Origin of the sequence: Streptomyces viridifaciens (genome assembly GCF_001888885.2) — a bacterium.
GTDB lineage: Bacteria > Actinomycetota > Actinomycetes > Streptomycetales > Streptomycetaceae > Kitasatospora > Kitasatospora aureofaciens.
Window position 1 is genome coordinate 5,987,987 of the sequence record NZ_CP090841.1, and the last position, 23,635, is coordinate 6,011,621.

General features: G+C 72.7%; 25 protein-coding genes and 1 riboswitch. Of the genes, 21 read left to right on the top strand and 4 right to left on the bottom strand.

Going from position 1 to position 23,635, the window contains the following annotated elements; translation table 11 throughout:
• Positions 1 to 74 precede the first annotated feature (74 nt).
• From BOQ63_RS34170 to mltG (BOQ63_RS34190), 5 genes are all read left to right on the top strand, one after another.
• Positions 75 to 554: a DUF948 domain-containing protein gene (locus BOQ63_RS34170; protein ID WP_033349866.1), complete on the top strand. Its 480-nt coding sequence runs from the start codon at positions 75 to 77 to the stop codon at positions 552 to 554.
• A 4-nt stretch (positions 555 to 558) separates the two neighbouring features.
• Entirely contained in the window at positions 559 to 1,038 is a 480-nt protein-coding gene (locus BOQ63_RS34175) for a DUF6167 family protein (RefSeq protein ID WP_141763668.1), read from the top strand.
• Entirely contained in the window at positions 1,038 to 3,707 is a 2,670-nt protein-coding gene (alaS, locus tag BOQ63_RS34180) for an alanine--tRNA ligase (protein WP_030286388.1), read from the top strand. Before BOQ63_RS34175 ends, alaS begins: the two co-directional genes overlap by 1 nt.
• A complete protein-coding gene (gene ruvX / locus BOQ63_RS34185; RefSeq protein ID WP_030286390.1) occupies positions 3,707 to 4,186 on the top strand; it encodes a Holliday junction resolvase RuvX in 480 nt (159 codons plus the stop codon). Before alaS ends, ruvX begins: the two co-directional genes overlap by 1 nt.
• Before the next feature lie 159 nt (positions 4,187 to 4,345).
• Positions 4,346 to 5,575: an endolytic transglycosylase MltG gene (gene mltG / locus BOQ63_RS34190; protein ID WP_079183869.1), complete on the top strand. Its 1,230-nt coding sequence runs from the start codon at positions 4,346 to 4,348 to the stop codon at positions 5,573 to 5,575.
• A 185-nt stretch (positions 5,576 to 5,760) separates the two neighbouring features.
• Here the strand turns inward: mltG (BOQ63_RS34190) and BOQ63_RS34195 are convergent, their stop codons facing one another.
• Entirely contained in the window at positions 5,761 to 5,985 is a 225-nt protein-coding gene (locus tag BOQ63_RS34195) for a hypothetical protein (RefSeq protein WP_141763669.1), read from the bottom strand.
• Here BOQ63_RS34195 and mltG (BOQ63_RS34200) point away from each other — a divergent pair.
• From mltG (BOQ63_RS34200) to BOQ63_RS34235, 8 genes are all read left to right on the top strand, one after another.
• A complete protein-coding gene (gene mltG / locus BOQ63_RS34200) occupies positions 5,971 to 7,536 on the top strand; it encodes an endolytic transglycosylase MltG (protein WP_167395814.1) in 1,566 nt (521 codons plus the stop codon). The genes BOQ63_RS34195 and mltG (BOQ63_RS34200) overlap by 15 nt on opposite strands.
• Positions 7,537 to 7,570: 34 nt before the next feature.
• Entirely contained in the window at positions 7,571 to 8,431 is an 861-nt protein-coding gene (locus BOQ63_RS34205) for a shikimate dehydrogenase (RefSeq protein ID WP_030286396.1), read from the top strand.
• Between the two features lie 144 nt (positions 8,432 to 8,575).
• Positions 8,576 to 9,760 carry a chorismate synthase gene (gene aroC, locus BOQ63_RS34210; RefSeq protein WP_094742959.1) on the top strand — a complete coding sequence of 395 codons (1,185 nt, stop codon included), beginning with the start codon at positions 8,576 to 8,578 and terminating at the stop codon, positions 9,758 to 9,760.
• Complete coding sequence (locus tag BOQ63_RS34215) at positions 9,757 to 10,278, top strand: shikimate kinase (protein ID WP_033349872.1); 522 nt, start codon at positions 9,757 to 9,759, stop codon at positions 10,276 to 10,278. Before aroC ends, BOQ63_RS34215 begins: the two co-directional genes overlap by 4 nt.
• Positions 10,271 to 11,362, top strand: a complete 1,092-nt coding sequence (aroB, locus tag BOQ63_RS34220; protein ID WP_030291270.1) for a 3-dehydroquinate synthase — start codon at positions 10,271 to 10,273, stop codon at positions 11,360 to 11,362. The genes BOQ63_RS34215 and aroB overlap by 8 nt, the downstream gene beginning before the upstream one ends.
• Before the next feature lie 8 nt (positions 11,363 to 11,370).
• Positions 11,371 to 11,799: a type II 3-dehydroquinate dehydratase gene (gene aroQ / locus BOQ63_RS34225; RefSeq protein WP_030553681.1), complete on the top strand. Its 429-nt coding sequence runs from the start codon at positions 11,371 to 11,373 to the stop codon at positions 11,797 to 11,799.
• 140 nt (positions 11,800 to 11,939) lie between these two features.
• Positions 11,940 to 12,851, top strand: coding sequence for an AAA family ATPase (locus BOQ63_RS34230; RefSeq protein WP_078867704.1), 912 nt, complete (start codon positions 11,940 to 11,942; stop codon positions 12,849 to 12,851).
• Between the two features lie 78 nt (positions 12,852 to 12,929).
• Positions 12,930 to 13,739, top strand: a complete 810-nt coding sequence (locus BOQ63_RS34235; protein WP_072655517.1) for an Fpg/Nei family DNA glycosylase — start codon at positions 12,930 to 12,932, stop codon at positions 13,737 to 13,739.
• Positions 13,740 to 14,163: 424 nt separating this feature from the next.
• Here BOQ63_RS34235 and BOQ63_RS34240 read toward each other — a convergent pair whose 3' ends face one another.
• Positions 14,164 to 14,547: an ArsR/SmtB family transcription factor gene (locus tag BOQ63_RS34240; RefSeq protein ID WP_046386961.1), complete on the bottom strand. Its 384-nt coding sequence runs from the start codon at positions 14,545 to 14,547 to the stop codon at positions 14,164 to 14,166.
• Positions 14,548 to 14,628: 81 nt separating this feature from the next.
• A riboswitch (cobalamin riboswitch) is annotated at positions 14,629 to 14,822 on the top strand.
• Between the two features lie 32 nt (positions 14,823 to 14,854).
• Here BOQ63_RS34240 and nicT point away from each other — a divergent pair.
• The gene (gene nicT, locus BOQ63_RS34245; protein WP_030290252.1) at positions 14,855 to 15,970 is read left to right on the top strand and encodes a Nickel transporter NicT; all 1,116 of its coding nucleotides are present in this window, start codon (positions 14,855 to 14,857) and stop codon (positions 15,968 to 15,970) included.
• A 10-nt stretch (positions 15,971 to 15,980) separates the two neighbouring features.
• Here nicT and BOQ63_RS34250 read toward each other — a convergent pair whose 3' ends face one another.
• Entirely contained in the window at positions 15,981 to 16,832 is an 852-nt protein-coding gene (locus BOQ63_RS34250) for an EamA family transporter (protein ID WP_072655518.1), read from the bottom strand.
• Between the two features lie 178 nt (positions 16,833 to 17,010).
• Here BOQ63_RS34250 and BOQ63_RS34255 point away from each other — a divergent pair, with 178 nt between their 5' ends.
• The 6 genes from BOQ63_RS34255 to BOQ63_RS34280 all read left to right on the top strand — a co-directional run bounded on the left by BOQ63_RS34255 (position 17,011) and on the right by BOQ63_RS34280 (position 22,080).
• On the top strand, positions 17,011 to 17,583 hold the full coding sequence (locus tag BOQ63_RS34255; protein ID WP_030290253.1) for a helix-turn-helix domain-containing protein: 573 nt from the start codon (positions 17,011 to 17,013) through the stop codon (positions 17,581 to 17,583).
• Positions 17,584 to 17,831: 248 nt separating this feature from the next.
• Positions 17,832 to 18,938, top strand: a complete 1,107-nt coding sequence (locus BOQ63_RS34260; protein WP_030290254.1) for a M24 family metallopeptidase — start codon at positions 17,832 to 17,834, stop codon at positions 18,936 to 18,938.
• Positions 18,939 to 19,017: 79 nt separating this feature from the next.
• Positions 19,018 to 19,581, top strand: a complete 564-nt coding sequence (efp, locus tag BOQ63_RS34265) for an elongation factor P (protein WP_030290256.1) — start codon at positions 19,018 to 19,020, stop codon at positions 19,579 to 19,581.
• A 4-nt stretch (positions 19,582 to 19,585) separates the two neighbouring features.
• Positions 19,586 to 20,023: a transcription antitermination factor NusB gene (gene nusB, locus BOQ63_RS34270; protein WP_030290257.1), complete on the top strand. Its 438-nt coding sequence runs from the start codon at positions 19,586 to 19,588 to the stop codon at positions 20,021 to 20,023.
• Positions 20,024 to 20,146: 123 nt separating this feature from the next.
• Positions 20,147 to 20,974, top strand: coding sequence for a thioesterase family protein (locus tag BOQ63_RS34275; RefSeq protein WP_030553689.1), 828 nt, complete (start codon positions 20,147 to 20,149; stop codon positions 20,972 to 20,974).
• 179 nt (positions 20,975 to 21,153) lie between these two features.
• Entirely contained in the window at positions 21,154 to 22,080 is a 927-nt protein-coding gene (locus tag BOQ63_RS34280) for a DUF8829 domain-containing protein (RefSeq protein ID WP_030290259.1), read from the top strand.
• A gap of 92 nt (positions 22,081 to 22,172) precedes the next feature.
• On the opposite strand, the gene bldD is transcribed toward BOQ63_RS34280, so the two are convergent.
• A complete protein-coding gene (gene bldD / locus BOQ63_RS34285) occupies positions 22,173 to 22,676 on the bottom strand; it encodes a transcriptional regulator BldD (protein ID WP_030056198.1) in 504 nt (167 codons plus the stop codon).
• Between the two features lie 334 nt (positions 22,677 to 23,010).
• Between bldD and pyrR the strand changes: the two genes are divergently transcribed.
• Complete coding sequence (gene pyrR, locus BOQ63_RS34290; RefSeq protein ID WP_030290260.1) at positions 23,011 to 23,634, top strand: bifunctional pyr operon transcriptional regulator/uracil phosphoribosyltransferase PyrR; 624 nt, start codon at positions 23,011 to 23,013, stop codon at positions 23,632 to 23,634.
• The last annotated feature ends 1 nt before the right edge of the window (position 23,635 follow it).

Below are 23,635 nucleotides of genomic sequence, written 5' to 3' on the forward strand. Positions count from 1 at the left end.
GTGACCCGGTCCGGAATGCGGGTGTCGGCGCGATAGGGTTCCCCTGAAGAGCAACAAGGCGAGGAGCGCGCAGAGTGACCGTGGGAGAGCTGGCCGGCTTGCTCGTCGCCGTGTTCTGGGCGGTCCTGGTCACCCTGCTCGCGGTGGTGCTGGTCCGGCTCTCCCGGGTGCTGAAGGAGGCCACCGTCCTGGTCTCCGCCGTCACCGAACAGGCCGTGCCCCTGCTGACCGAGGCGGGCGCCGCCGTGCGCAGCGCCAACGAGCAGCTGGACCGGGTGGACGAGATCACCGCCAACGTGCAGGACGCCGCCGCCAACGCCAAGGCGCTGTCCTCCACCGCCGCCGCCACGCTGGGCGGACCGCTGATGAAGGTCGCCGCCTTCAGCTACGGCGTCCGCAAGGCCGTCGCCAAGCAGCAGGGCGCCCTGCCGAACGTGCCGCTCCAGGCCGGGGAGCGCGACGAGCTGGCGCGGCTGATCCGGGCCGAGGTGCGCGCCGCGACCGCGCCCAGGGGCGGGCTGCTCTCCCGGGTCCGGCGCGCGGTGAGGGGCTGACGGCATGGCAAGGATCTTCTGGATGGCCGTCGGCGCCGGCGCCGCCGTGTGGGCCATGAACAAGGCCAACGACGCGGTCCAGCGGCTCACCCCGGACAGCCTCTCCGGCACCGCCGCCCGCGGCGCGCTGCACCTGGGCGACCTCGCCAAGCAGTTCGCCCAGGACGTGCGTTCCGGCATGGCCGAACGCGAGGAGCAGCTGAAGGAAGACCTCGGACTGCACGGCACCGCCGTGGTCGAGCCCCGGAGCACCCGCCGGCCCCGCCCGTCGCCCGCCACCACCCTTCCTGGGAAACGCTCCGCGTTGCCCCTCTCACGCGAGCCGCAGTACCGAGCTATCTCGGCGGCGCCCGGTCACCCGGCCGCCGCCCTGCCCCCCGCCCGCGCCCTGCCCGACGGCGGGCGCCGCACCACCCCACAGACCATGGAAGAAACGCCCCGCCGAGCCCTGCCGCGGGGCGGAACGAACCGGAAGGACCACTAATGGAGTCGGCTGAGATCCGCCGCCGCTGGCTGCGCTTCTTCGAGGAGCGCGGCCACACCGTCGTTCCGTCGGCGTCCCTGGTCGCCGACGACCCCACCCTGCTGCTCGTCAACGCCGGCATGGTGCCGTTCAAGCCCTACTTCCTGGGCGAGGTCAAGCCGCAGTTCTCGCGCGCCACCAGCGTCCAGAAGTGCGTGCGCACCCTGGACATCGAGGAGGTCGGGAAGACCACCCGGCACGGCTCCTTCTTCCAGATGTGCGGCAACTTCTCCTTCGGTGACTACTTCAAGGAAGGAGCCATCAAGTTCGCCTGGGAGCTGCTCACCACTCCCGTCGCGGAGGGTGGCTACGGCCTGGAGAAGGAGAAGCTCTGGATCACCGTCTACAAGGACGACGACGAGGCCGAGCAGATCTGGCGCGACGTCATCGGCGTGCCCTCCGAGCGCATCCAGCGCCTGGGCATGAAGGACAACTTCTGGTCGATGGGCGTGCCCGGCCCGTGCGGCCCGTGCTCGGAGATCAACTACGACCGCGGCCCCGCGTACGGCGAGGAGGGCGGCCCGGCGGTCAACGGCGAGCGCTACCTGGAGATCTGGAACCTGGTCTTCATGCAGTACGAGCGCGGCCACGGCGACGGCAAGGACGGCTTCGAGATCCTCGGCGACCTGCCGAGCAAGAACATCGACACCGGCCTCGGCCTGGAGCGCCTCGCCGCCATCCTCCAGGGCGTCGACAACCTCTTCGAGATCGACACCAGCCGGATGATCCTCGACCGCGCCGCCGAGCTCACCGGCCACACCTACGGCGCCGACCACAAGTCGGACGTCTCGCTGCGCGTGGTCACCGACCACATCCGCACCGCGCTGATGCTGGTCGGCGACGGCGTCACCCCCGGCAACGAGGGCCGCGGCTACGTGCTGCGCCGCATCCTGCGCCGCGCCATCCGCAACATGCGGCTGCTGGGCGCCACCGAGCCGGTGGCCAAGGAGCTCATCGACGTCGCCGTCAAGGCGATGGCCCCGCAGTACCCCGAGCTGGAGATCGACCGCAAGCGCATCGAGACGGTCGTCATCGGCGAGGAGGCGGCCTTCCTGCAGACCCTGAAGGCCGGCACCAACCTGCTGGACGTCGCGGTCACCGAGACCAAGCAGGCCGGCGGCGCGGTGCTCTCCGGCGAGCAGGCGTTCAAGCTGCACGACACCTACGGCTTCCCGATCGACCTCACCCTGGAGATGGCCGAGGAGCAGGGCCTCCAGGTGGACGAGGCCGGCTTCCGCCGCCTGATGCAGGAGCAGCGGGACCGCGCCAAGGCGGACGCCAAGGCGAAGAAGATGGGCCACGCCGACGTCGCCGCGTACCGCGAGGTCGCCGACAAGTCCGGCGCCAGCGTCTTCACCGGCTACTCCCTCACCGAGGGCGAGGCGACCGTGGTCGGCCTGCTGGTGGACGGCGTTCCGTCGCCGGCCGCCTCCGAGGGCGACGAGGTCGAGCTCATCCTCGACCGCACCCCGTTCTACGCCGAGGGCGGCGGCCAGCTCGCCGACCACGGCCGGATCCGGCTGGAGTCCGGCGCGGTGGTGGAGATCCGCGACGTGCAGCAGCCCGTCCCGGGCGTCATCGTGCACTCCGGCGGCGTGCTGTTCGGCGAGGTCGTGCTCGGCGCCTCGGCGTACGCCACGATCGACACCGAGCGCCGCCGGGCGATCGCCCGCGCCCACTCGGCGACCCACCTGACCCACCAGGCGCTGCGCGACGCGCTCGGCCCGACGGCCGCCCAGGCCGGCTCCGAGAACGCCCCGGGCCGCTTCCGCTTCGACTTCGGCTCGCCCGCCGCCGTTCCGGGCAGCGTGCTGGTGGACGTCGAGCAGAAGATCAACGACGTGCTGGGCCGCGAACTCGACGTCACCGCCGAGGTCATGACGATGGACCAGGCCCGCAAGGCCGGCGCCATCGCGATGTTCGGCGAGAAGTACGGCGACGAGGTGCGGGTCGTCACCATCGGCGACTTCTCCAAGGAGCTGTGCGGCGGCACCCACGTCGGCAACACCGCTCAGCTGGGCCTGGTGAAGCTGCTCGGGGAGTCCTCGATCGGCTCCGGCGTGCGCCGGGTGGAGGCGCTGGTCGGCGTCGACGCGTACAGGTTCCTGGCCCGTGAGCACACCGTGGTCTCCCAGCTCACCGAGCTGGTCAAGGGCCGCCCGGAGGAGCTGCCGGAGAAGATCTCGGGCATGCTCACCAAGCTCAAGGACGCCGAGAAGGAGATCGAGCGCTTCCGCGCCGAGAAGGTGCTGGCCGCCGCGGCGGGCCTGGCCGACTCGGCCGAGGACGTGCACGGCATCGCCGTGGTCGCCGCGCAGGTCGCCGACGGCGTGGGCGCGGACGAGCTGCGCAAGCTGGTCCTGGACGTGCGCGGCCGCCTGGGCTCGCGCCCGGCCGTGGTCGCCGCGTTCACCGTCGCGAACGACCGCCCGCTGACCGTGATCGCCACCAACGAGGACGCCCGCGGCCGCGGCATCAAGGCCGGCGAGCTGGTCCGCACCGCGGCCAAGACCCTCGGCGGCGGCGGTGGCGGCAAGGATGACGTCGCCCAGGGCGGTGGCTCCAACCCGGCCGCGGTCGGCGAGGCCATCGCCGCGGTGCGCGGCCTGGTCGCGGAGCGCGCCAGCTGATGGAGTTCGAGGAGAGGCCCTTCAGACGTGGACGGCGGATCGCCGTCGACGTCGGGGACGCCCGGATCGGGGTCGCGTCCTGCGACCCCGACGGGGTGCTCGCCACGCCGGTGGAGACCGTCCCGGCCGGGGTGAAGTCGCAGGCCAGGATCGCCGCGATCGTCGAGGAGTACGACGCGATCGAGGTGATCGTCGGGCTGCCGCGCTCGCTCAGCGGCAAGGAGGGCCCGGCGGCGGAGAAGGTCCGGGCGTACGCGGCACGGCTGGCCAACCGGCTCTACCCGGTGCCGGTGCGGCTGGTGGACGAGCGGATGTCGACCGTCACCGCGACCCACGGGCTGCGCGCCTCGGGGGTCAAGGCGAAGAAGGGCCGCTCGGTGGTCGACCAGGCCGCCGCGGTGGTGATCCTGCAGACCGCCCTTGAGTCCGAACGGGTGAGCGGACGCCCGCCCGGTGAGAGCGTCGAGGCGGTCGGCTGACCGGCCTGCTCTAACGTCCCGAAGAGGGGTCCGTGCGGACGCGTCCGCACGGACCCCTTTTTCGTTCGGTTCCGTGTCCGTTTCGTATCGATCTGGATCGGTACGGGGCGGTTCGGAGTGATTGGCAGCCATTCGGGACCGCCGAGGGGGCCGAGAGCCATGATCGATCAGGACTTCCACCCGGGGCTCACACCGGGCCACCTCGGTGCGCCGGTGCTGGAACCGGAGGGCCGTCCGCCGGGTGCGCCCCGGCCGCGCCCCGATGCGCCCGATCCGCACCGACGGCGTAGCGGACTGGCCTGCCTGCTCACCGCCCTCGCGCTGGTCGCGGTCTTCGGCGGGATCGGTCTCACCGGCTACACCTGGGTCCAGCAGCAGCGCAAACCCCCCGCGGCCGCCGACTACGCGGGGCAGGGCACCGGCAGCGTCCAGGTCTCGGTGCCCGAGGGCGCGGGCCTGTCCCAGATCGCCTCCGCGCTGGTCCGCAACGGGGTGGTGGCCAGCTCGCTCGCCTTCACCCGGGCAGCGAAGGGGAGCGCGGCGGCAGCCGGGCGGATCCAGCCCGGGACGTACACCCTCAAGCTGAAGATGTCGGCCGCCGCCGCGCTGTCCATCCTGATCGACCCGGCCAACGCCAACGGCCTCACCATCCCCGAGGGTTGGCGTGGAGAGCAGATCTACGCGGCGATCGACAGGAAGCTGAACCTCCCCGAGGGCACCACCCAGAAGGCCGCCAAGGAGCAGGGCGCCGAGCTCGGCCTGCCGGACTTCGCCCACGGCAGCCCGGAGGGTTACCTGTTCCCCGCCACCTACGCCGTCACCGACGGGACCACCCCGCTGGACCTGCTGAAGCAGATGGTCGACCGGGCCGGAAAGGAGTTCAGCCGGGACGACGCCAACGTCGTCGCGCAGAACCTCGGACAGAGCCTGTACGGACTGGTCACCGTCGCCAGCATGGTCCAGGGCGAGGCCGACAACACCGAGGACATGGGCAAGGTGGCCCGGGTCATCTACAACCGGCTGGCCAAGGGGATGCCGCTGCAGCTGGACTCGACCATCAACTACGCGCTCGGCCGTTCGACCCTGAACACCACCGTCACCGACACCAAGCTGGACTCTCCGTACAACACCTACCTGCACCCGGGGCTGCCGCCGTCGCCGATCTCCAACCCGGGGCGCCAGGCGATCACGGCGGCGCTGGACCCGACGCCCGGTGACTGGCTGTACTTCGTGACCGTGAAGCCGGGCGACACGCGCTTCACCGACAGCTTCGAGGTGCACCAGCGCAACGTGGCGGAGTTCAACGCGGCGCGGGCTGCGAAACCGAGCTCTCCGGGCTCCGGCGCGGCCGCCGCGACGCCCTCGACGCCGGGCGCGGGCAAGCCGTGACGGCCCCGTGCGCCGAGGGTGAGGTCGCTCACTGACCGTGCGTCCGCCCGGGCGGGGGTACGGCTGCGGTACGGTAACGTCTCCTCCCAGGCGCTGCGCTAGCACGCCGGTTCGAGAATCAGCCGGGACGGCGTCGTCCCGGACGGCCGGTCCGATCCTCCGGTCGTCACCGTCGGTTAAGGGGATCAATGACCGATCTGGGTCGGGGCTACGGCCCCCAGGGCGAGCAGCCGTGGCACCCCGGAGATCCCGGGTACGGCGGCCAGCAGCCGGTCCCCGGCCAGCAGGACGGCCAGTGGCAGCAGTACGCGCAGCAGGGCCAGCACGGTCAGCAGATCCAGCAGGGTCAGCAGCCGTACGGGGACGTGCAGCAGGGGTACGGGCAGCAGCAGCCGGTGCAGACGCAGCACGGCATGCCGCAGGAGGGGTACCAGCAGGGGTACCAGCAACAGGGGATGCCGCAGCAGGGGTATCCGCAGCAGGGCTTCGACCAGGGCTATCAGCAGCAGGGCATGCCGCAGCACGGCTACCCCCAGCAGCAGGTGCCGATGCAGCAACAGGGGATGCCGCAGCAGGTCCAGCCCCAGCCGGTTCCGCAGCAGGCCCGGCCGCAGGCCCCGGCGCCCGAGCCCGCCTCCGGTCCGGGACCGGACGGGATCGACTGGGAGGCCGAGGCCGCCGCGCTGGAGTCCGGCGCCGACCCGGTCGGCGGGGCGGCCGAGCCCGAGGCCGAGGCGTGGGACGGTCACCACGAGGACGAGCACCACGGCGACGAGGGGTACGTCGAGGAGCACGCCGAAGCCGAGCAGACCGGCTTCCTCGGCGAGCAGGACGAGTCCCGCGAGGCGCAGAAGAAGCGCAAGGAGAAGGGCAAGAAGGCGGGCCGCCGCAACGGCGGCGCCTGCCTGGTGGTGGCGCTGGTGCTGGTCGGCCTGCTCGGCGGCGCCGGCTGGTGGGGCTACGGCTTCTACCAGAGCCACTTCGGCCCGCCGCCGGACTTCACCGGTGACGGCACCGGCTCCGTCCAGGTCGAGGTCAAGCCGGGCGCGGTCGGCGGCCAGATCGGCCTCGCGCTGAAGAACGCCGGCGTGGTCAAGAGCGTCGACGCGTTCGCCAAGGCCTGTGACGCCGAGCCCAAGTGCGGCACCATCCAGCCGGGCTTCTACGGGATGAAGAAGGAGATGCCGGCCGCGGCCGCGCTCAAGGAGCTGCTGGACCAGGCGGGCGGCGCGGCGATCGTGTTCCCGGAGGGCATGAACTCCTCCGAGATCTACGCCAAGATCGACGACAAGCTGAAGCTCCAGAAGGGCACCACGGCGGGCGTGGCCAAGGCTCAGGTCAACCAGCTCGGCCTGCCGGCGTATGCGAACGGCAACATCGAGGGCTTCCTCTGGCCGACCCGCTACAACATCGCCGACGGCATGAAGCCCGAGGACCTGCTCAAGCAGATGGTGAAGAACGCCACCGACAAGTACGCGGCCGCCAACCTGGACGGCCAGGCCTCCAAGGCGGGCCTCAAGAGCGCCTACGAGGTGGTCATCGAGGCGAGCATCCTGCAGCGCGAGGGCAACAACCCGGGCGACTTCGCCAAGATGGCCAGGACCATCCAGAACCGTCTGGCGAGCGACACCGTGCACCACACCCTCGGCATGGACACCACGCTGCAGTACTCGCTGGGCCGTAAGGAACTCACGTCGAAGGACATCAACGACGGGTCCAACAAGTTCAACACCTACATCAACCCGGGCCTGCCGCCGACGCCGATCTCCAACCCCGGCGACGAGGCGCTCAACGCGGTGCTCAACCCGGCGGACGGCAAGTGGCTGTACTTCATCGCGATGTCCCCGACCAACACCCTCTTCGCCGAGACCGACAAGGAGCACGCGGCCAACGTCGAGGCGTACTGCAAGGCGGCGGGTCAGGGCTTCGACAAGGTCGGTCTGCACTGCACCACCAAGTAGCCGTTACCGCACCGTCGTTCACGGAGAGGCAACGTTGACCAGCAAGCACCGGGCGGCCGTCCTCGGCTCGCCGATCGCCCACTCGCTCTCGCCGGACCTGCACCGGGCCGCCTTCGCGGCGCTCGGTCTGGACGGCTGGCGCTACGACCGCTTCGAGGTCGACGAGGCCGGCCTGCCCGGCTTCCTCGCCGGCCTGGACGGGGCCGAGTGGGCGGGGCTGTCGCTGACCATGCCGCTGAAGCGGGCGGTCATCCCGCTGCTGGACGAGGTCAGCGCGACGGCCCGCTCGGTGGACGCGGTGAACACCGTGGTGTTCACCGCCGACGGGCGGCGCACCGGGGACAACACCGACGTCCCCGGGCTGGTCAACGCGCTGCGCGAGCGCGGCATCACCGAGGTGTCCGCCGCCGCGGTGCTGGGCGCCGGGGCCACCGCCTCCTCGGCGCTGGCGGCGCTGGCCCAGGTCTGCACCGGCGAGGTGACGGTCTACGTGCGCAGCGCCGAGCGGGCGCGGGAGATGGCCGAGCTGGGCGAGCGGCTCGGCGTCGCGGTGCGCACCGCCGACTGGGAGCACGGCGCCGAGGCGCTGGAGCGTCCGCTGACCGTCTCCACCACGCCGGTCGGGGCGACCGACGCCTTCGCCGACTCGCTGCCGGCGGCCCCGGGCGCGCTGTTCGACGTGCTGTACCACCCGTGGCCGACGGCGCTGGCCGCCGCCTGTGCCGAGCGCGGGGCGACCGTCCTGGGGGGCCTGGACCTGCTGGTGCACCAGGCGGTGCTGCAGAGCGAGGCCTTCACCGGGTGCGTGCCCGGGCCGCTGGCAGCGATGCGCGAGGCGGGAGAGAAGGCGCTCGCCGACCGTTGGGGCCGGTCCGGCGGATCTCGCCGCGGCTAGATCGTTTCGTTGGGTGACCGGTTGCCGTCCGTCACGCGGACTGTGCCCCCGGGTGCCGCCGGGTCGTGAAAGGATTCGGACAGAAGGCACGCTCGGGCGGGCCGCGGCGGTGCCGTGGGCCGGTCCGCTGATGAAGGAGCTCCGTTGGGTACGTTGCGCTGGCTGACGGCGGGAGAGTCGCACGGCCCCGCACTCGTCGCGACGCTGGAAGGCCTGCCCGCCGGTGTACCGGTCACCACCGACGTGGTGGCCGACGCGCTGGCGCGCCGCCGGCTCGGTTACGGCCGCGGGGCGCGGATGAAGTTCGAACAGGACGAGGTGACCTTCCTCGGTGGCGTCCGGCACGGTCTGACGATGGGCAGCCCGGTCGCGGTCATGGTCGGCAACACCGAGTGGCCGAAGTGGGAGCAGGTCATGTCGGCCGACCCGGTCGACCCCGAGGTGCTGGCGGGCCTCGCCCGCAACGAGGCGCTGACCCGCCCCCGGCCCGGCCACGCCGACCTGGCCGGCATGCAGAAGTACTCGATCGACGAGGCCCGGCCGATCCTGGAGCGCGCCAGCGCCCGCGAGACGGCCGCCCGGGTCGCGCTGGGCGCCGTCGCCCGCGCGTACCTCCGTGAGGTGGCCGGGATCGAGATCGTCAGCCACGTGGTCGAGTTGGCCGCCGCCAAGGCGCCGGCAGGCGTCGTGCCGCTGCCCTCGGACGAGGCCCGGCTGGACGCCGACCCGGTGCGCTGCCTGGACGCGGACGCCTCGAAGGCGATGGTCGCCGAGATCGACCAGGCCCACAAGGACGGCGACACCCTCGGCGGCGTGGTCGAGGTGCTCGCGTACGGCGTGCCGGTGGGCCTCGGCTCGCACGTGCACTGGGACCGCCGGCTGGACGCCCGGCTGGCCGCGGCGCTGATGGGCATCCAGGCGATCAAGGGCGTCGAGGTCGGCGACGGCTTCGAGCTGGCCCGGGTGCCGGGGTCGAAGGCGCACGACGAGATCGTCCCGACCCCCGAGGGCGTCAAGCGCACCTCCGGCCGCTCCGGCGGCACCGAGGGCGGCCTGACCACCGGCGAGGTGCTGCGGGTGCGCGCCGCGATGAAGCCGATCGCCACCGTGCCGCGGGCGCTGCAGACCCTGGACGTGCGCACCGGCGAGCCGGCCAAGGCGCACCACCAGCGCTCGGACGTCTGCGCGGTGCCGGCCGCCGGCATCGTCGCCGAGGCGATGGTCGCGCTGGTGCTGGCCGACGCGGTGAGCGAGAAGTTCGGTGGCGACCACGTCTCCGAGACCCGGCGCAACGTGCAGGGCTACCTCGACAACCTGATCATCCGATGACATCGCCGATCGTGGTGCTGGTCGGCCCGCCCGGCAGTGGCAAGTCCACCGTCGGGCGGGCCCTGGCCGAGCGCCTGGGCGTCGGCTTCCGGGACACCGACGCCGACATCGAGGCGCTGGCCGGCAAGCCCATCCCGGAGATCTTCATCGACGAGGGCGAGCCGCACTTCCGCGAGCTGGAGGTCCGCGCCGTGCGCGCGGCCGCCGAGGGACACGGCGGAGTGCTGGCGCTCGGCGGCGGCGCGGTGATGGCCGAGGCCACCCGTGAGCTGCTGCGCGAGCTGCCGGTGGTCTTCCTGGAGGTCCCGCTCGGCGACGCGGTCAAGCGGGTCGGCCTGGACGCCCCGCGCCCGCTGCTGGCCGTCAACCCGCGGGCCCGCTGGCGCGAGCTGATGGAGGCCCGCCGCCCCCTCTACCTGGAGGTGGCCACCGCCGTCGTCGACACCGCCGACCGCACCCCCGAGCAGGTCGCGGACGCCGTACTGGAAGCACTGGAGCTGAAGACCCCCCATGACTGACACCACCGTCAGGATCCACGTCGGCGGCAGCGCCGGCCACGACCCGTACGACGTGCTGATCGGGCACCAGTTGCTCGGCGAGCTGGCGCCGCTGATCGGGACGCGGGCCAAGCGGGTCGCGATCATCCACCCGGAGGCGCTGGCCGCCACCGCCGACGCCATCCGCGAGGACCTGGCCGGCGAGGGGTACGAGGCGATCGCCCTCCAGGTGCCCAACGCCGAGGAGGCGAAGAGCGCCGAGGTCGCCGCGTACTGCTGGTCGGTGCTCGGGCAGACCGGGTTCACCCGCAGCGACGTCGTGGTCGGTCTCGGCGGCGGCGCCACCACCGACCTGGCGGGCTTCGTGGCGGCCACCTGGCTGCGCGGGGTGCGCTGGATCTCCATGCCCACCACGCTGCTCGGCATGGTCGACGCGGCCGTCGGCGGCAAGACCGGCATCAACATCGCCGAGGGCAAGAACATGGTCGGCGCCTTCCACCCGCCGGTGGGCGTGCTCGCCGACCTGGGCACCCTGGAGACCGTGCCCAGGCACGACTACGTCTCCGGCCTCGCCGAGGTCATCAAGTGCGGCTTCATCGCCGACCCGGCCATCCTCGACCTGATCGAGGCGGACCCGGAGGGCGCCAAGTCGCCGGCCGGCCCGCACACCGTCGAGCTGATCCGCCGGGCCATCCAGGTCAAGGCCGACGTCGTCTCCGGGGACCTCAAGGAGTCCGGCCGGCGCGAGATCCTCAACTACGGCCACACCTTGGGCCACGCCATCGAGCGCAACGAGCGCTACAAGTGGCGGCACGGCGCGGCGATCTCCATCGGCATGGTCTTCGCGGCCGAACTCGGCCGCCTGGCGGGGCGGTTGGACGACGAGACGGCCGACCGGCACCGCACCGTGCTGGCGTCGGTCGGCCTGCCGCTGAGCTACCGGGCGGACGCCTGGCCGAAGCTGCTGGACGCGATGAAGATCGACAAGAAGTCGCGCGGCGACCTGATCCGCTTCATCGTCCTGGACGGCCTCGGCAAGACCTCCGTGCTGGAGGGCCCGGACCCGTCCCTGCTGGTCGCCGCCTACGCGGAGGTCTCGGCGTGACCCGGGTGATGGTGCTCAACGGCCCCAACCTCGGCCGGCTGGGCAGCCGGGAGCCGGACGTCTACGGCGCCACCTCGTACACCGGACTGGTCGAGCGCTGCACCGCGCTGGGCAAGGAGTTCGGCTTCGAGGTCGAGGTGCACGAGACCAACTCCGAGCAGCAGATGGTGGAGTGGCTGCACGAGGCGGCCGACGGGAAGGTGCCCGTGGTGATCAACCCGGGCGCGTTCACCCACTACTCGTACGCGATGCGGGACGCCGCGGCCCAGCGCACGGCGCCGCTGATCGAGGTGCACATCTCCAACCCGTACGCACGGGAGACCTTCCGGCACACCTCGGTCATCGCCGCGGTGGCCTCCGGGACCATCGCGGGCTTCGGGATCGGGTCGTACGAGCTGGCGCTGCGGGCGCTGGCGGAGCAGCTCACCTCGCGCTGACTGCTGGTCAGCGGCCCGGCGGCGGACTGTGCCCGCTGCCGGGCCGCCGTGTAGTGTCCCCGGTGAGAGCGTGGTCGGGAGGTGCCGTGACGCAGTACGCCGCAGGTGGGCAGGTCCCGCCGCGTCCCGCCGCCCCGCCGGTGCCGCCGGGGGGCGGTACAGGGGTGGCCCCGTCGGGGGCGCCGGTTCCGCCGCCCTCGCCGCCGCCGCCGACGGTCCGGCCGGCGGGCACACCCGCCGTTGTGCCGCCCGCTCCGGCGTCCGTGCCGGCATCGGCACCCGCTGCTCCTCCGGCGCCCGCTCCGGCACCTGCACCTGCTGCGGCACCTGCACCCGCTTCGGCTCCGGCGCCCGTGCCCGCCCGTGCCGTCCCGCAGCCGCCCGCGCCCACCGCGCCCACCGCGCCCGTACCGGCCGGCGGCACCGGGCACTTCGTGCTGCCCGCCGGCACGCCCGTCCAGCTCCCCGCCCACCCGCCGCAGCGGCACGCGCCCGCCGGGCCGATCGCCGTCCTGCTGATCGGCCCGGCCGGGGCGGGCAAGACCACCGTCGCCCGGTACTGGGCCGAGCGGCGGGCCACCCCGACCGCCCACATCAGCCTGGACGACGTCCGGGAGTGGGTGCAGTCCGGCTTCGCCAACCCGCAGTCCGGCTGGAACAACGCCTCCGAGGCCCAGTACCGGCTGGCCCGCCGCACCTGCGGCTTCGCCTGCCGCAACTACCTGGCCAACGGCATCTCCTGCATCATCGACGACGCCGTCTTCCCGGACCGCCCGGCGATCGGCCTCGGCGGCTGGAAGCGGCACATCGGCCCGGGCATGATCCCGGTCGTGCTGCTGCCCAGCCTGGACTCGGTGCTGCGCCGCAACGCCCGCCGCAGCGGCACCCGGCGGCTCGGAGACGAGGAGGTGGCGCGCATCCACGGCCGGATGGCCGGCTGGTACAACTCCGGGCTGCCGATCATCGACAACTCGTACCTGGACGTCGCCGGTACGGCCGCCGAGCTGGACCGGGTCATCCTGGCCCGGCTGATGGGGATGCCGGTCCGCTGACCTGCGGCTCTTCGACCTGTCAGTGGCGGCTGCGATGATGGACCGGTCCCGCCAGAACCACTCGGGGAGCTGACGCCCGTGCCGGAAGGCCACATCATCCACCGCCTCGCCGGCCAGAACCGCGCGGCCTTCGGCGGCCGCCCGGTGCAGGTCTCCAGCCCGCAGGGCCGCTTCGCCGACGAGGCCAGGACGATCGACGGGCAGCTGCTCACGGGCGCGGAGGCCACCGGCAAGCACCTCTTCCTCGGCTTCGAGGAGGGCGCCTGGGTGCACGTCCACCTCGGCCTCTACGGCGGCTTCAGCTTCGGCACCGGCCCCGCGCCCGAGCCCGTCGGCCTGGTCCGGCTGCGGCTGGCCAACGACGACGGCTACGCCGACCTGCGCGGCCCCAACACCTGCGCCCTGGTCACCGACGCCGAGAAGGCCGCCGTCGCGGCCCGGCTCGGCCCCGACCCGCTGCGCACCGACGCCGACCCGGAGACCGCCTGGCGCCGGATATCCGGCAGCCGGACGACGGTCGCCGCGCTGCTGATGGACCAGAAGGTGCTGGCCGGGGTGGGCAACGTCTACCGCGCCGAGGTGCTGTTCCGCCACAATGTCAACCCGCACCGGGCCGGCCGCGACCTGACCCGCCGCGAGTGGGACGCGATCTGGGCCGATCTGGTCGCCCTGATGCACGAGGGCGTCGCCGCCGGCCGGATCGACACCGTCCGCCCCGAGCACACCCCCGAGGCGATGGGCCGCCCGCCCCGCGTCGACGACCACGGCGGCGAGGTGTACGTCTACCGCCGCGCCGCGATGCCCTGCCTGGTCTGCGGCACCGAGGTGCGGACGGAGGAGCACGCCGCGCGCAACCTGTTCTGGTGCCCGACCTGCCAGGCGGCCTGAGGCGGATTCGGCCCCGGCACCCGAGCCACGCCGTGGGCCGGGGCCCGGGCCGGTCGGGGGAAGCGGACGGGTGGACGGCGACGAGGTGTCCGACAGCGTGTCGGGCGCGGTGCACGGGCACGTGCTCCAGGGGCGGAACGTCACGGTCCATCTGCCGCCGAAGCACCGGAGCCCGCACCAGGTGCGTCCGCCCCGGGCGAGTTTCGTCAACCGGGAGCGCGAACTCGCCGCGCTCACGGCCGCGTTGGCCCGGTCCGGCGGCGGCGGCACGGCGATCGTGGTGTGCGTGGCGGGAGAGGCCGGCGGCGCTGACCGTGTCGCCGGTGGAGTCGGTGACCAGGCGGTTTTAGCCGGCGGCGTGCGGCAGGACGACCAGGCGGGCGTCCAGTCTGTGCAGGGAGGCGTGGAGGGCGCAGGCGACGGGTCAGCCCGCGGCCGCGGTGGGCTCCTCGTGGTCGGCGGCGGCGCACTCGTCGAGGAGGGGGCGCATGCCGTCGTCGACGAGCCGGTAGCGCACCACGCGTCCGTCCTTGTCGCCGGTGACCACGCCCGCGGTGCGGAGCAGGCGCAGGGCCTGGGAGACGGCGGGGTCGCGCATGCCGGTGGCCACTGCCAGGTCGCTGACGGCGAGCGGGCCGGCCCGGTGGAGGGCGAGCAGCAGGGCGAGCCGTCCGGGGTCGGCGAGCAGGGAGAACCGTTCGGCCCAGGAGCGGACGTGCTCGGTGTCACCGATGGCGGCGATGGCTTCGCAGACCCGGTGTCCGTCGATGGTGCGGTGGCCCGCGCGGTCGGCCGGTACGAGATGCATGCGGACATTCTGGCAGCTCACGACCTGTGATCCTGGACACCTGCACAGGTGCGCAACCTTGCGAGGGTGGTGTCCTGCCCCTACGGTGTTCCCCGCCGTGGTGTTCGGGAAGACCGGTGACGGACCATCAACAGGTCCCAGTCCGGAGCGGCCCTCGCCACTGTGATCGGGGGAGAGTTGTCCGGACCCACGTGCCACTGGGCGCCTAGTGCGCCTGGGAAGGCGGGTCCGGAAGCCCCGTAAGCCAGGAGACCGGCCACGGCATCTCACGAAGTCATTCCACGAGGTGCTGGAGCGTGATCCGCAGATGACCCTGCCCGAAACCGCCACTCCCGCCGAGGCGGCCCCCTCCGTCCTGCCCACCTTCCGGTGGAAGCGCCAGGACACCATCCGTACCGCCGGGCTGATGGGGGTGATCCTGGCCATGCACGTGGTGGCGTTCGGGACGCTCGTCTTCCTGGTCGCCCCGCACAACTACGCGGTCGGCACCCAGGTGTTCGGGGTCGGCCTCGGCATCACCGCGTACACCCTGGGCATGCGGCACGCCTTCGACGCCGACCACATCGCGGTGATCGACAACACCACCCGCAAGCTGATGGCGGACGGCAAGCGGCCGGTCTCGGTGGGCTTCTGGTTCGCGCTCGGCCACTCCTCGATGGTGGTCCTGATGGCCGCCCTGGTGGCGGGTGGCGCCCAGCTGGCGAACACGCTGATGGACGACGACTCGGCCACCCACAAGTGGCTCGGGCTGGTCGGCACCACGGCCTCCGGCGCCTTCCTCTACCTGATCGGCGCGCTCAACCTGGCGGCGCTGCTCGGCATCCTCAAGGTGTTCCGCTCGATGCGGGCCGGGGAGTTCGACGAGGCCGAGCTGGAGGAACACCTCGACTCGCGCGGCTTCATGGCCCGGATCCTGAACCGGGCGACCCGTTCGATCACCCGGCCCGGGCAGATGTTCCCGGTCGGCATGGTGCTGGGCCTGGGCTTCGACACCGCGACCGAGGTGACGCTCATGGTGATGGCCGGTTCGGGCGCGGCGGCCGGGCTGCCCTGGTACGCGATCGTCTGCCTGCCGCTGCTGTTCGCGGCGGGGATGAGCCTGTTCGACACCCTGGACGGGACGTTCATGAACTTCGCGTACCAGTGGGCCTTCTCCAACCCGGTGCGCAAGGTGTACTACAACCTGACCATCACCGGGCTGTCCATCGCAGTGGCCTTCATCATCGGCACCATCGAGCTGGTCGGCGTGCTGCACGAGAAGCTCGACCTGACCGACCCGGTGACCGGGTTCATCGCGGACATCTCGCTGGACAACGTCGGCTACGCGATCGCGGGGCTGTTCGTGGTGGTCTGGGCGATCGCCATCGCCTACTGGAAGCTGGCGGGCGTCGAGAAGCGCTGGACGCCGACGAAGCAGGGGTGACGGGCGGCGGTCACGCCGCGGCGAGCAGCAGCGTGCCCGCGACGGCGAGCCCGGCGCCGACCACCTGGACCGGGCGCAGCCGCTCCTTGAGCACCCCGCGCGCCAGCAGTGCGGTGACCACGGGGTAGAGCGAGGCGAGCACGGCGGCCACCGCCGCCGGGCCGCTGTGCGAGGCCAGGGCGTAGGTGGCGTTGCCGGCCACGTCGACCAGCCCGACGCCGGTGAGCAGGGGCAGCCGGGAGCGCAGCTCCGGCAGCAGTCCGCGGGTGTCGGTGCCGCGCGGGCCGGTCAGCAGCGCGGCACCGCCGACGAGGACGTTGACGAGCCGCTGGACGCACAGCACGAGCAGCAGCCCCCCGCCGGCTGAGGCCTGCGAGAGCAGGGACATGTTGGCGCCGAAGCCGAACGCGGCGGCCAGGGTGAGCAGCAGTGCCGTGCGGGCGGCGGACGGCCCGCCGCGTTCCGGGCCGCCGGCCAGCACCACGCCGGCGACCGCCACCGCGATCCCGGTTAGCTGACCGAAGCCCGGCCGCTCGCCGAGCGCGAGCCCGACGCCGACCGGCACCACGACGCCGACGGTGGCCAGCGGGGACACCACGCCCATCGGCCCGAGTGCGAGCGCCCGGTAGAAGGCGAGCATCGCGAACGGGCCGATCACCCCGGCGGCGACGGCGTACCAGAGCGCGGGGGAGGCGTCGGCCCAGCCGCCCGTGGCCAGTGCCGCGAGGAGGAGGACGACGGTGGCTGCGGCCTGGGAGACGACCACGACGGCGAGCGCGGGCAGTCGGCGGGCGAGGACGCCGCCGCCGAAGTCGCCCAGGCCGGTGAGCAGGCTGGCGGACAGGGCGAGCAGGACGGTCATGGGAGGAGCCCGAAGATCGGGGCCCCGGGGAGCGGGGACGGGGTGGAGGACAGCACAATGCACTCCGAAGTACAGTCGGATGGACTCGTTGCCGGAACCGCAGCGTAGTGCACTGAACTGAACTCGGCCGAACAATATTCTGTACGTCTCGTACGGTGGACACCGGAGGACTGCCCGCGTGCCGGACCCCGACCTCGTCTCCCGGGCACTCGCCCGGAACGTCAAGCGGCTGCGCACTGAGCGCGGCCACACCCTGGACGCCCTCGCCGCCCGTTCCGGGGTGAGCCGCGGCATGATCGTCCAGATCGAACAGGGCCGCACCAATCCGAGCGTGGCCACGGTGGTGCGGATCGGCGACGCTCTCGGCGTCTCGATCGCCACGCTGCTCGACTACGAGGAGGGCCCGGACGTCCGGGTCGTGCCCGGCGACCAGGCCGTCCCGCTCTGGACGGGGCCGAAGGGCGGCACCGGCACCCTGCTGCACGGAATCGAGGCGCCCGGTCCGCTGGAGCTGTGGGACTGGCGGATGGCGCCGGGGGAGGAGTACTCGGCCGAGCCGCACCCGGCCGGAACGGTGGAGATCCTGCGGGTCGTCGAGGGCGAACTGACCCTGGTGCACGGGGGGAGGGTGCACGCGGTGCCGGCCGGCAGCACGGTCTCCTTCGATGCCTCCCACGCGCACGTCTACCGCAACGCGGGGGAGCGGGAGCTGCGGCTGACCATGGTGGTGTCGGTCCCGCCGCCGCGCTGAACCCCCTTCTGACGACCGATACGGGATCCTTTCTGTGCGTGCGAAGCGAGTCGTCTCATCCCTCACGGTCCTCGGACTCACGACCATCGGGATGGCCGTAGCCGCTCCAGCCGCTCAGGCGGGCGGCTACGGCTGTGCGGGGAACTTCTCCTGGTCCGGCGGGGTTCGCCAGGCTCCGTGAGGACGCGGGGCATCGGGCGGGGGGCGCTCGGCGGGCGGTTCGGGCCGGGGGTTCGTAGGCTCGACGCATGGTGGATGCGTACGCGGGTCGGCGGGAGCGGGTGAGGGAGCACTGCAGCGCGGCCGGAGCCGATGCCGCGCTGGTCACCCGGGCGGCGAACGTGCGGTACCTGACGGGCTGCGCGCCGTGCGGGGCGGCTCTGCTGCTGACCCGGGAGCGGGCGCTGCTGTCGCTGCCGGACGATCTGCCGCCGGACGACTCCGGGGAGCACCTGATCGACGGGGAGGTCACCCAGGTGCCGGTGCCCGCCGGGGCGGACACCGCGCTGGCCGCGGCGGCCGCGGTCGGGCGGCTGGGGGTGCGGGACCTCGCGGTGGAGGAGCACGATCTGACCGTCACCCGGCACCGGGCGGTCGCGGACCTGGTGGAGGGGGCCCGGTTGGCGGACCTCGGCCAGGTGGTGGAGCGGCTGCGGGTGGTGAAGGACGAGCACGAGATCGCCGACCTGCGGATCGCCGCCGAGATCGCCGACCAGGCGCTCGGCGAGCTGCTGGAGTCGATCCTGGTCGGCCGCACCGAACGGCACCTGGCGATGGAGCTGGAGCGCCGGATGATCGACCACGGCGCCGACCGGGCGGCCTTCCCGGTCTCGGTCGGCACCGGCAGCCACTCCGGCCGGCCCGCCCACCAGCCGACCGACCGCCGGGTGGAGGAGGGCGACTTCCTCACCGTGGTGATGGGCGCCCAGTACCGCGGCTACCGGGTCTCGACCGCCCGGACCTTCGTGATCGGTGCCCCTCCCGCGCCCTGGCAGGTCGAGCTGCACCGGCTGGTCTTCCGCGCGCAGCGGGCCGGCCGGGAGGCGCTCGGTCCGGGCGTCGAGCAGTGCGTGCCCGACCGGGTGGCCCGGCAGGTCCTGGAGGCGGCCGGCCACACCGAGGCCTCGCCGCGCCCGGTGGGCCACGGCATCGGGCTGGAGATCCGGGAGGCGCCGCGCCTCGGTCCGTCGGACATGGGTAAACTGGACAGCCGCGTGCCGGTCACCGTCGGTCCTGGGGTCCACCTCCCGGGCAAGGGCGGGGTCCGGATCGAGGACACGCTCGTCGTGCGCCCCCTCGCAGAGGGCGGGCCCGAGCTGCTCACCATCACCACCAAGGAGCTCCTCGCCCTGTGACGGCGGCCCCGGAGGCCGACGGCGGCAGGACGCGAAAACCTTGGTTCCTTGACAGCTATATCCAGGAGTAAGTGCGCCCGTGGCTTCCACGAACGATCTCAAGAACGGCATGGTCCTCAAGCTGGAGGGCGGCAAGCTCTGGTCCGTCGTCGAGTTCCAGCACGTCAAGCCCGGCAAGGGCCCGGCCTTCGTGCGTACGAAGCTCAAGGAGGTCCTGACGGGCAAGGTCGTCGACAAGACGTTCAACGCCGGCACCAAGGTCGAGACCGCCAACGTCGACAAGCGCGGCATGCAGTTCTCGTACAAGGACGGCGAGAACTTCGTGTTCATGGACATGGACACCTACGACCAGATCACGATCGAGCCGGCCGTCGTCGGTGACGCCGCCAACTACCTGCTCGAGGGCTTCGAGGCCCTGGTCGCCACCAACGAGGGCGTGGTGCTCTACATCGAGCTCCCGACCTCCGTCGAGCTGCTGATCGCCGAGACCGAGCCGGGCGTGCAGGGCGACCGCTCCACCGGTGGCACCAAGCCGGCCACCCTGGAGACCGGCGCGGAGATCCAGGTGCCGCTCTTCATCACCACCGGTGAGAAGGTCAAGGTCGACACCCGCGACGGCAGCTACCTCGGCCGGGTGAAGTAAGTCCGTGTCGGCCGCACGTAGCAAGGCCCGTACCCGGGCCTTCCAGATCCTCTTCGAGGCCGACCACCGCGGGGTCGACCCGCAGCAGGTCCTCGCCGACTGGGTGGCCCGCGCCCGCGAGCCGAAGCCCGACGAGGGCACCCCGCAGGTCGGCGAGTACACGATGGAGCTGATCGAGGGGTACGTCCAGCACGCCCGTCGCATCGACGACCTCATCGAGCAGTACGCGGTGGGCTGGACCCTCGACCGGATGCCGATCGTGGACCGCAACGTCCTGCGGCTCGGCGCCTACGAGCTGATCTGGGAGGACGGCGTCCCGGACGCGGTCGTCCTGGACGAGGCCGTCGAGATCGCCAAGGAGTTCTCCACGGACGACTCCCCGGCCTTCGTCAACGGTATGCTCGCCCGTTTCCTGGAGCTGAAGCCGAGCATCCGCCGGTAGCGGCGACGCCCTGCGCAATGGCCGTCGGATCCGAGATCTCGGATCCGACGGCCATTCCGCGTTCCGTCGGGCAGGCGTAGTGTGGGGTCCTACTCGCCAGTAACTTGAAGGGCAGGCACCTCCATGACCACCGCGATCCGCAGCGAGTTCGACCTGGGCATCGCCCTGACCGGACATCCGGAGGAGGCCGGCCGCTACGAGGCCGAGCTCGGCGCCGGCTGGCAGATCGGCGGCGGGGTCAACGGCGGGCTGCTGCTCGCCGTCGCCGGACACGCGCTGTCGCTGGAGCACGGGCAGCACCCGGACCCGGTGTCGATCAGCGGTTACTACCTGTCCGCCTCCACCCCCGGTCCGGCCACCGTCCGCACCGAGGTGCTGCGCACCGGCCGCGGCCTCTCCACCGGCACCGCCTCGCTCAGCCAGGACGGCGTCGAACGCCTGCGGGTGGTGGCCAGCCACGGCGACCTCGGCACGGTCGACGGCGAGGTGCGCACCAGTGCCACCCCGCCGCAGCTGCCGCCGCCGGACCAGTGCATCGGCGTCGAGCACGCGCCGAAGGAGCTGATCGAGCAGGCCGCCCTGCTGGAGCGCTTCGACCTGCGGCTCGACCCGGCCACCGTCGGCTGGGCGCTCGGGCAGCCCTCCGGCCAGGGCCGGATCCAGGGCTGGTTCCGGCTCGCCGACGGCCGCGAGCCCGACCCGCTGCTGCTCCTGCTGGTCGCCGACGCGCTGCCGCCGGTCACCTTCGACCTCGGGCTGCCCGGCTGGGCCCCGACCGTCGAGCTGACCGTCCACCTGCGGGCCAAGCCGGCCCCCGGGTGGCTCCGGGTCGTCCACTCCACCCGCAACCTGGCCGGCGGCTACTTCGAGGAGGACGCCGAGGTCTGGGACTCGGCCGGCCGCCTGGTCGCCCAGTCCCGCCAGCTGGCCCGGGCGCCGCGCCCGGCCTGAGTTCGCTGCCGGGAGCGCCCCGAGGCGCGGTGGCGGCCGAGCCCTATTACCGGTGGTTACATTCCTGTGACACGCCGTACGTGTGTGGCGCGCGGAACTGGGGAGTAACACGGTCAGCGGCGAGCCCCGCCGCTGACCGTCACCGCCCGACGGCCGCCCGCCGACGCCAGGAGCCTCCGATGACCAGCCGCAAGGGCCGTTCCCGCCGCAACTCCGACTGCACCGCCGGTGGCCTGCGCCCCGCGCTGCGGGCACCGCACCGGTCGCGGCGGCACGAAGGGGTCGAGCAGGCGTTCGTCATCGGGGTGCTCACCAGCGCCGCGGACTTCGCGCGGGCCCGCGCCTGGGGGGTCAGCGATGCCCCCGACCACGAGCGCTACCTCGCCGACACCGCCGAGCTGCTGGCCGACGCGCTGGAGCGCTTCGAGACCGTCCGGGCTCGGATGTTCCACCCGCAGGACTTCGAGGAGTTCTGCGTGCTGCACGGCCTGGACCCGGCCGAGCCCGCCGCCCGGGACCGCTACCTGGTCAACCCGCCCCTGCGGACCCAGCTGCTGGTCTATCAGGGCGAGGAGCTGGCCGGGGACTTCGTGCCGCGGCTGGTCCGGGCCCGGGAGAACGGGCTGACGCTCCGCCACGCCGACCTGCTGCTGGACGGCGCGCTGCTCGGGAGCGCCGGCCCGGCGGAGGCGGACGAGGAGCACGCGTGCTGGGTGCGCGCCGCCCACCAGCGCGGGAGCGAGGTGTTCCGGCGGATGCTGGTCGGCGCGGGCGCCGGGGTGTACGAGCTGCGGCTGCGGGTGGACGCGCCGGGCGGGCGGCTGACCGCGGCGGCCCGGGTACTCCAGTGGGAGGACGGCGTGGTGCGGATCAACGACGAGGAGCTGGAACTGGTCTGCGCGGTGCTGTGCGCCGGGCTGGCGCTGGAGCTGCCGGCCGTCGCGGTGCTGCACGGCTCCCAGGGCTCGGCGGCTTCCTGCGGGGAGTACCTGCCGGCCGCCTGGGCCTGGTCGAGCGGCGGCCCGGACTGGGCGCCGGCCGCCCGGCCGGTGCGGCTGGACGGGGTGGCGGCGCAGCCGGGCTACAGCCTGGGCACGGTCTGCTGAACGTGCGCCCAGCTTCGGAAACGCCGCGGCGCGGCCCCGGAGGCCGGGACCGCGCCGTGACGTTTCTGCCTGCTGTCGCTGGTCGGCGAGCCTCAGCTCGCGTCCTCCTCGCGCACCGCACGGCGCGCGTCGGGGTTGAGCACGCCCCAGGAGATCAGCTGCTCGGTGAGGATCGACGGCGACTGGTCGTAGATCACGGCCAGAGTGCGAAGGTCGTCCTGGCGGATCGAGAGGACCTTGCCGTTGTAGTCACCGCGCTGGCTCTGGATGGTGGCCGCGTAGCGCTGCAGCGGGCCGGCCTTCTCGGAGGGGACCTGGGTCAGTCTCTCCAGGTCGAGGACCAGGCGCGGCGGCGGCTCGGCCGCGCCGCCCGGGGTGCCGCCGGGCAGGAGTTCCTGCACCGGAACGCCGTAGAACTCGGCGAGCTCGGCCAGCCGCTGCACGGTGACCGCACGGTCGCCGCGCTCGTACGAGCCGACGACGACTGCCTTCCAGCGCCCCTGGGACTTCTCCTCGACACCGTGCAGGGAGAGCCCCTGCTGAGTGCGGATCGCTCGGAGCTTGCCTCCGAGCTGCTTCGCGTAGTCGCTGGACATTGATCTCCCCGGACGAGATTGCTAACGCGTTCAGTGGTGGGTCACGGGCGATTGTCGACGTCGCTACCGGTGGGTTCGACACCCGTCTCGTAACTCACTGTGAGGTTACGTAGAGTAAGGTAGTTGCGTCAAGCCGAATGGGGCAGTCGTGCGAATGGCCCGCATCGTCGGCGCGTCCGGGGCGTTAACCCGGCGAAGCGGAATGATGGAGGCCCGTTTGCCACTCCGGGGCGCTGGTAGGATGACCCGAAGCCCACGCCCGGTCGGCGGGGGCAGATTCCCAGACATCCTTTAAGGCCCGTCCCGTGAGGCGGGGAAGGAGGTCCGCTTCGGCATGACCACACACCACGAAACGACGCCGCGGCCGCCGCACCAGGTGCTGGACGGCACGGACATCGCCCGGGTCGTCACCCGGATAGCGCACGAGATCGTCGAGCGCGCCAAGGGCGCGGAGGACGTCGTGCTGCTCGGCATCCACACCAGGGGCGTCCACCTCGCCCGCCGCCTGCACGGCCGGCTGGCCCAGATCACCGGGAGCGAGATCCCGCTGGGCACCCTGGACATCACCATGTACCGGGACGACCTGCGGCTGAAGCCCGCCCGGGCCCTGGAGCACACCGAGATCCCGCCCGGCGGCATCGACGGCAAGCTCGTCATCCTCGTCGACGACGTGCTCTTCTCCGGCCGCACCATCCGCGCCGCGCTCGACGCGCTGAACGACATCGGCCGGCCGCGCGCCGTGCAGCTCGCCGTCCTGGTCGACCGCGGCCACCGGGAGCTGCCGATCCGGGCCGACTACGTGGGCAAGAACCTCCCCACCTCGCTGCGCGAGGCCGTGCAGGTCCGCCTCTCCGACACCGACGGCGTTGACGCCGTCCTGGTCGGTGACCGCGACTACACCGCCCGCAGCTCGCAGGCCCTGGCCTCCCAGCCCACCGAACCGCACCTCCCGGAGTAAC

Coding starts and splice junctions, on each gene's coding strand:
- BOQ63_RS34240 (WP_046386961.1), bottom strand. CDS start 14,547: ATGCATCTCGTACCGGCCGACCGCGCGGGCCACCGCACCATCGACGGA.
- BOQ63_RS34280 (WP_030290259.1), top strand. CDS start 21,154: ATGACCAGCCGCAAGGGCCGTTCCCGCCGCAACTCCGACTGCACCGCC.
- mltG (WP_079183869.1), top strand. CDS start 4,346: ATGATCGATCAGGACTTCCACCCGGGGCTCACACCGGGCCACCTCGGT.
- bldD (WP_030056198.1), bottom strand. CDS start 22,676: ATGTCCAGCGACTACGCGAAGCAGCTCGGAGGCAAGCTCCGAGCGATC.
- BOQ63_RS34215 (WP_033349872.1), top strand. CDS start 9,757: ATGACATCGCCGATCGTGGTGCTGGTCGGCCCGCCCGGCAGTGGCAAG.
- nicT (WP_030290252.1), top strand. CDS start 14,855: ATGACCCTGCCCGAAACCGCCACTCCCGCCGAGGCGGCCCCCTCCGTC.
- BOQ63_RS34175 (WP_141763668.1), top strand. CDS start 559: ATGGCAAGGATCTTCTGGATGGCCGTCGGCGCCGGCGCCGCCGTGTGG.
- aroQ (WP_030553681.1), top strand. CDS start 11,371: ATGGTGCTCAACGGCCCCAACCTCGGCCGGCTGGGCAGCCGGGAGCCG.
- ruvX (WP_030286390.1), top strand. CDS start 3,707: ATGGAGTTCGAGGAGAGGCCCTTCAGACGTGGACGGCGGATCGCCGTC.
- BOQ63_RS34275 (WP_030553689.1), top strand. CDS start 20,147: ATGACCACCGCGATCCGCAGCGAGTTCGACCTGGGCATCGCCCTGACC.
- pyrR (WP_030290260.1), top strand. CDS start 23,011: ATGACCACACACCACGAAACGACGCCGCGGCCGCCGCACCAGGTGCTG.
- aroB (WP_030291270.1), top strand. CDS start 10,271: ATGACTGACACCACCGTCAGGATCCACGTCGGCGGCAGCGCCGGCCAC.
- BOQ63_RS34250 (WP_072655518.1), bottom strand. CDS start 16,832: ATGACCGTCCTGCTCGCCCTGTCCGCCAGCCTGCTCACCGGCCTGGGC.
- BOQ63_RS34260 (WP_030290254.1), top strand. CDS start 17,832: ATGGTGGATGCGTACGCGGGTCGGCGGGAGCGGGTGAGGGAGCACTGC.
- alaS (WP_030286388.1), top strand. CDS start 1,038: ATGGAGTCGGCTGAGATCCGCCGCCGCTGGCTGCGCTTCTTCGAGGAG.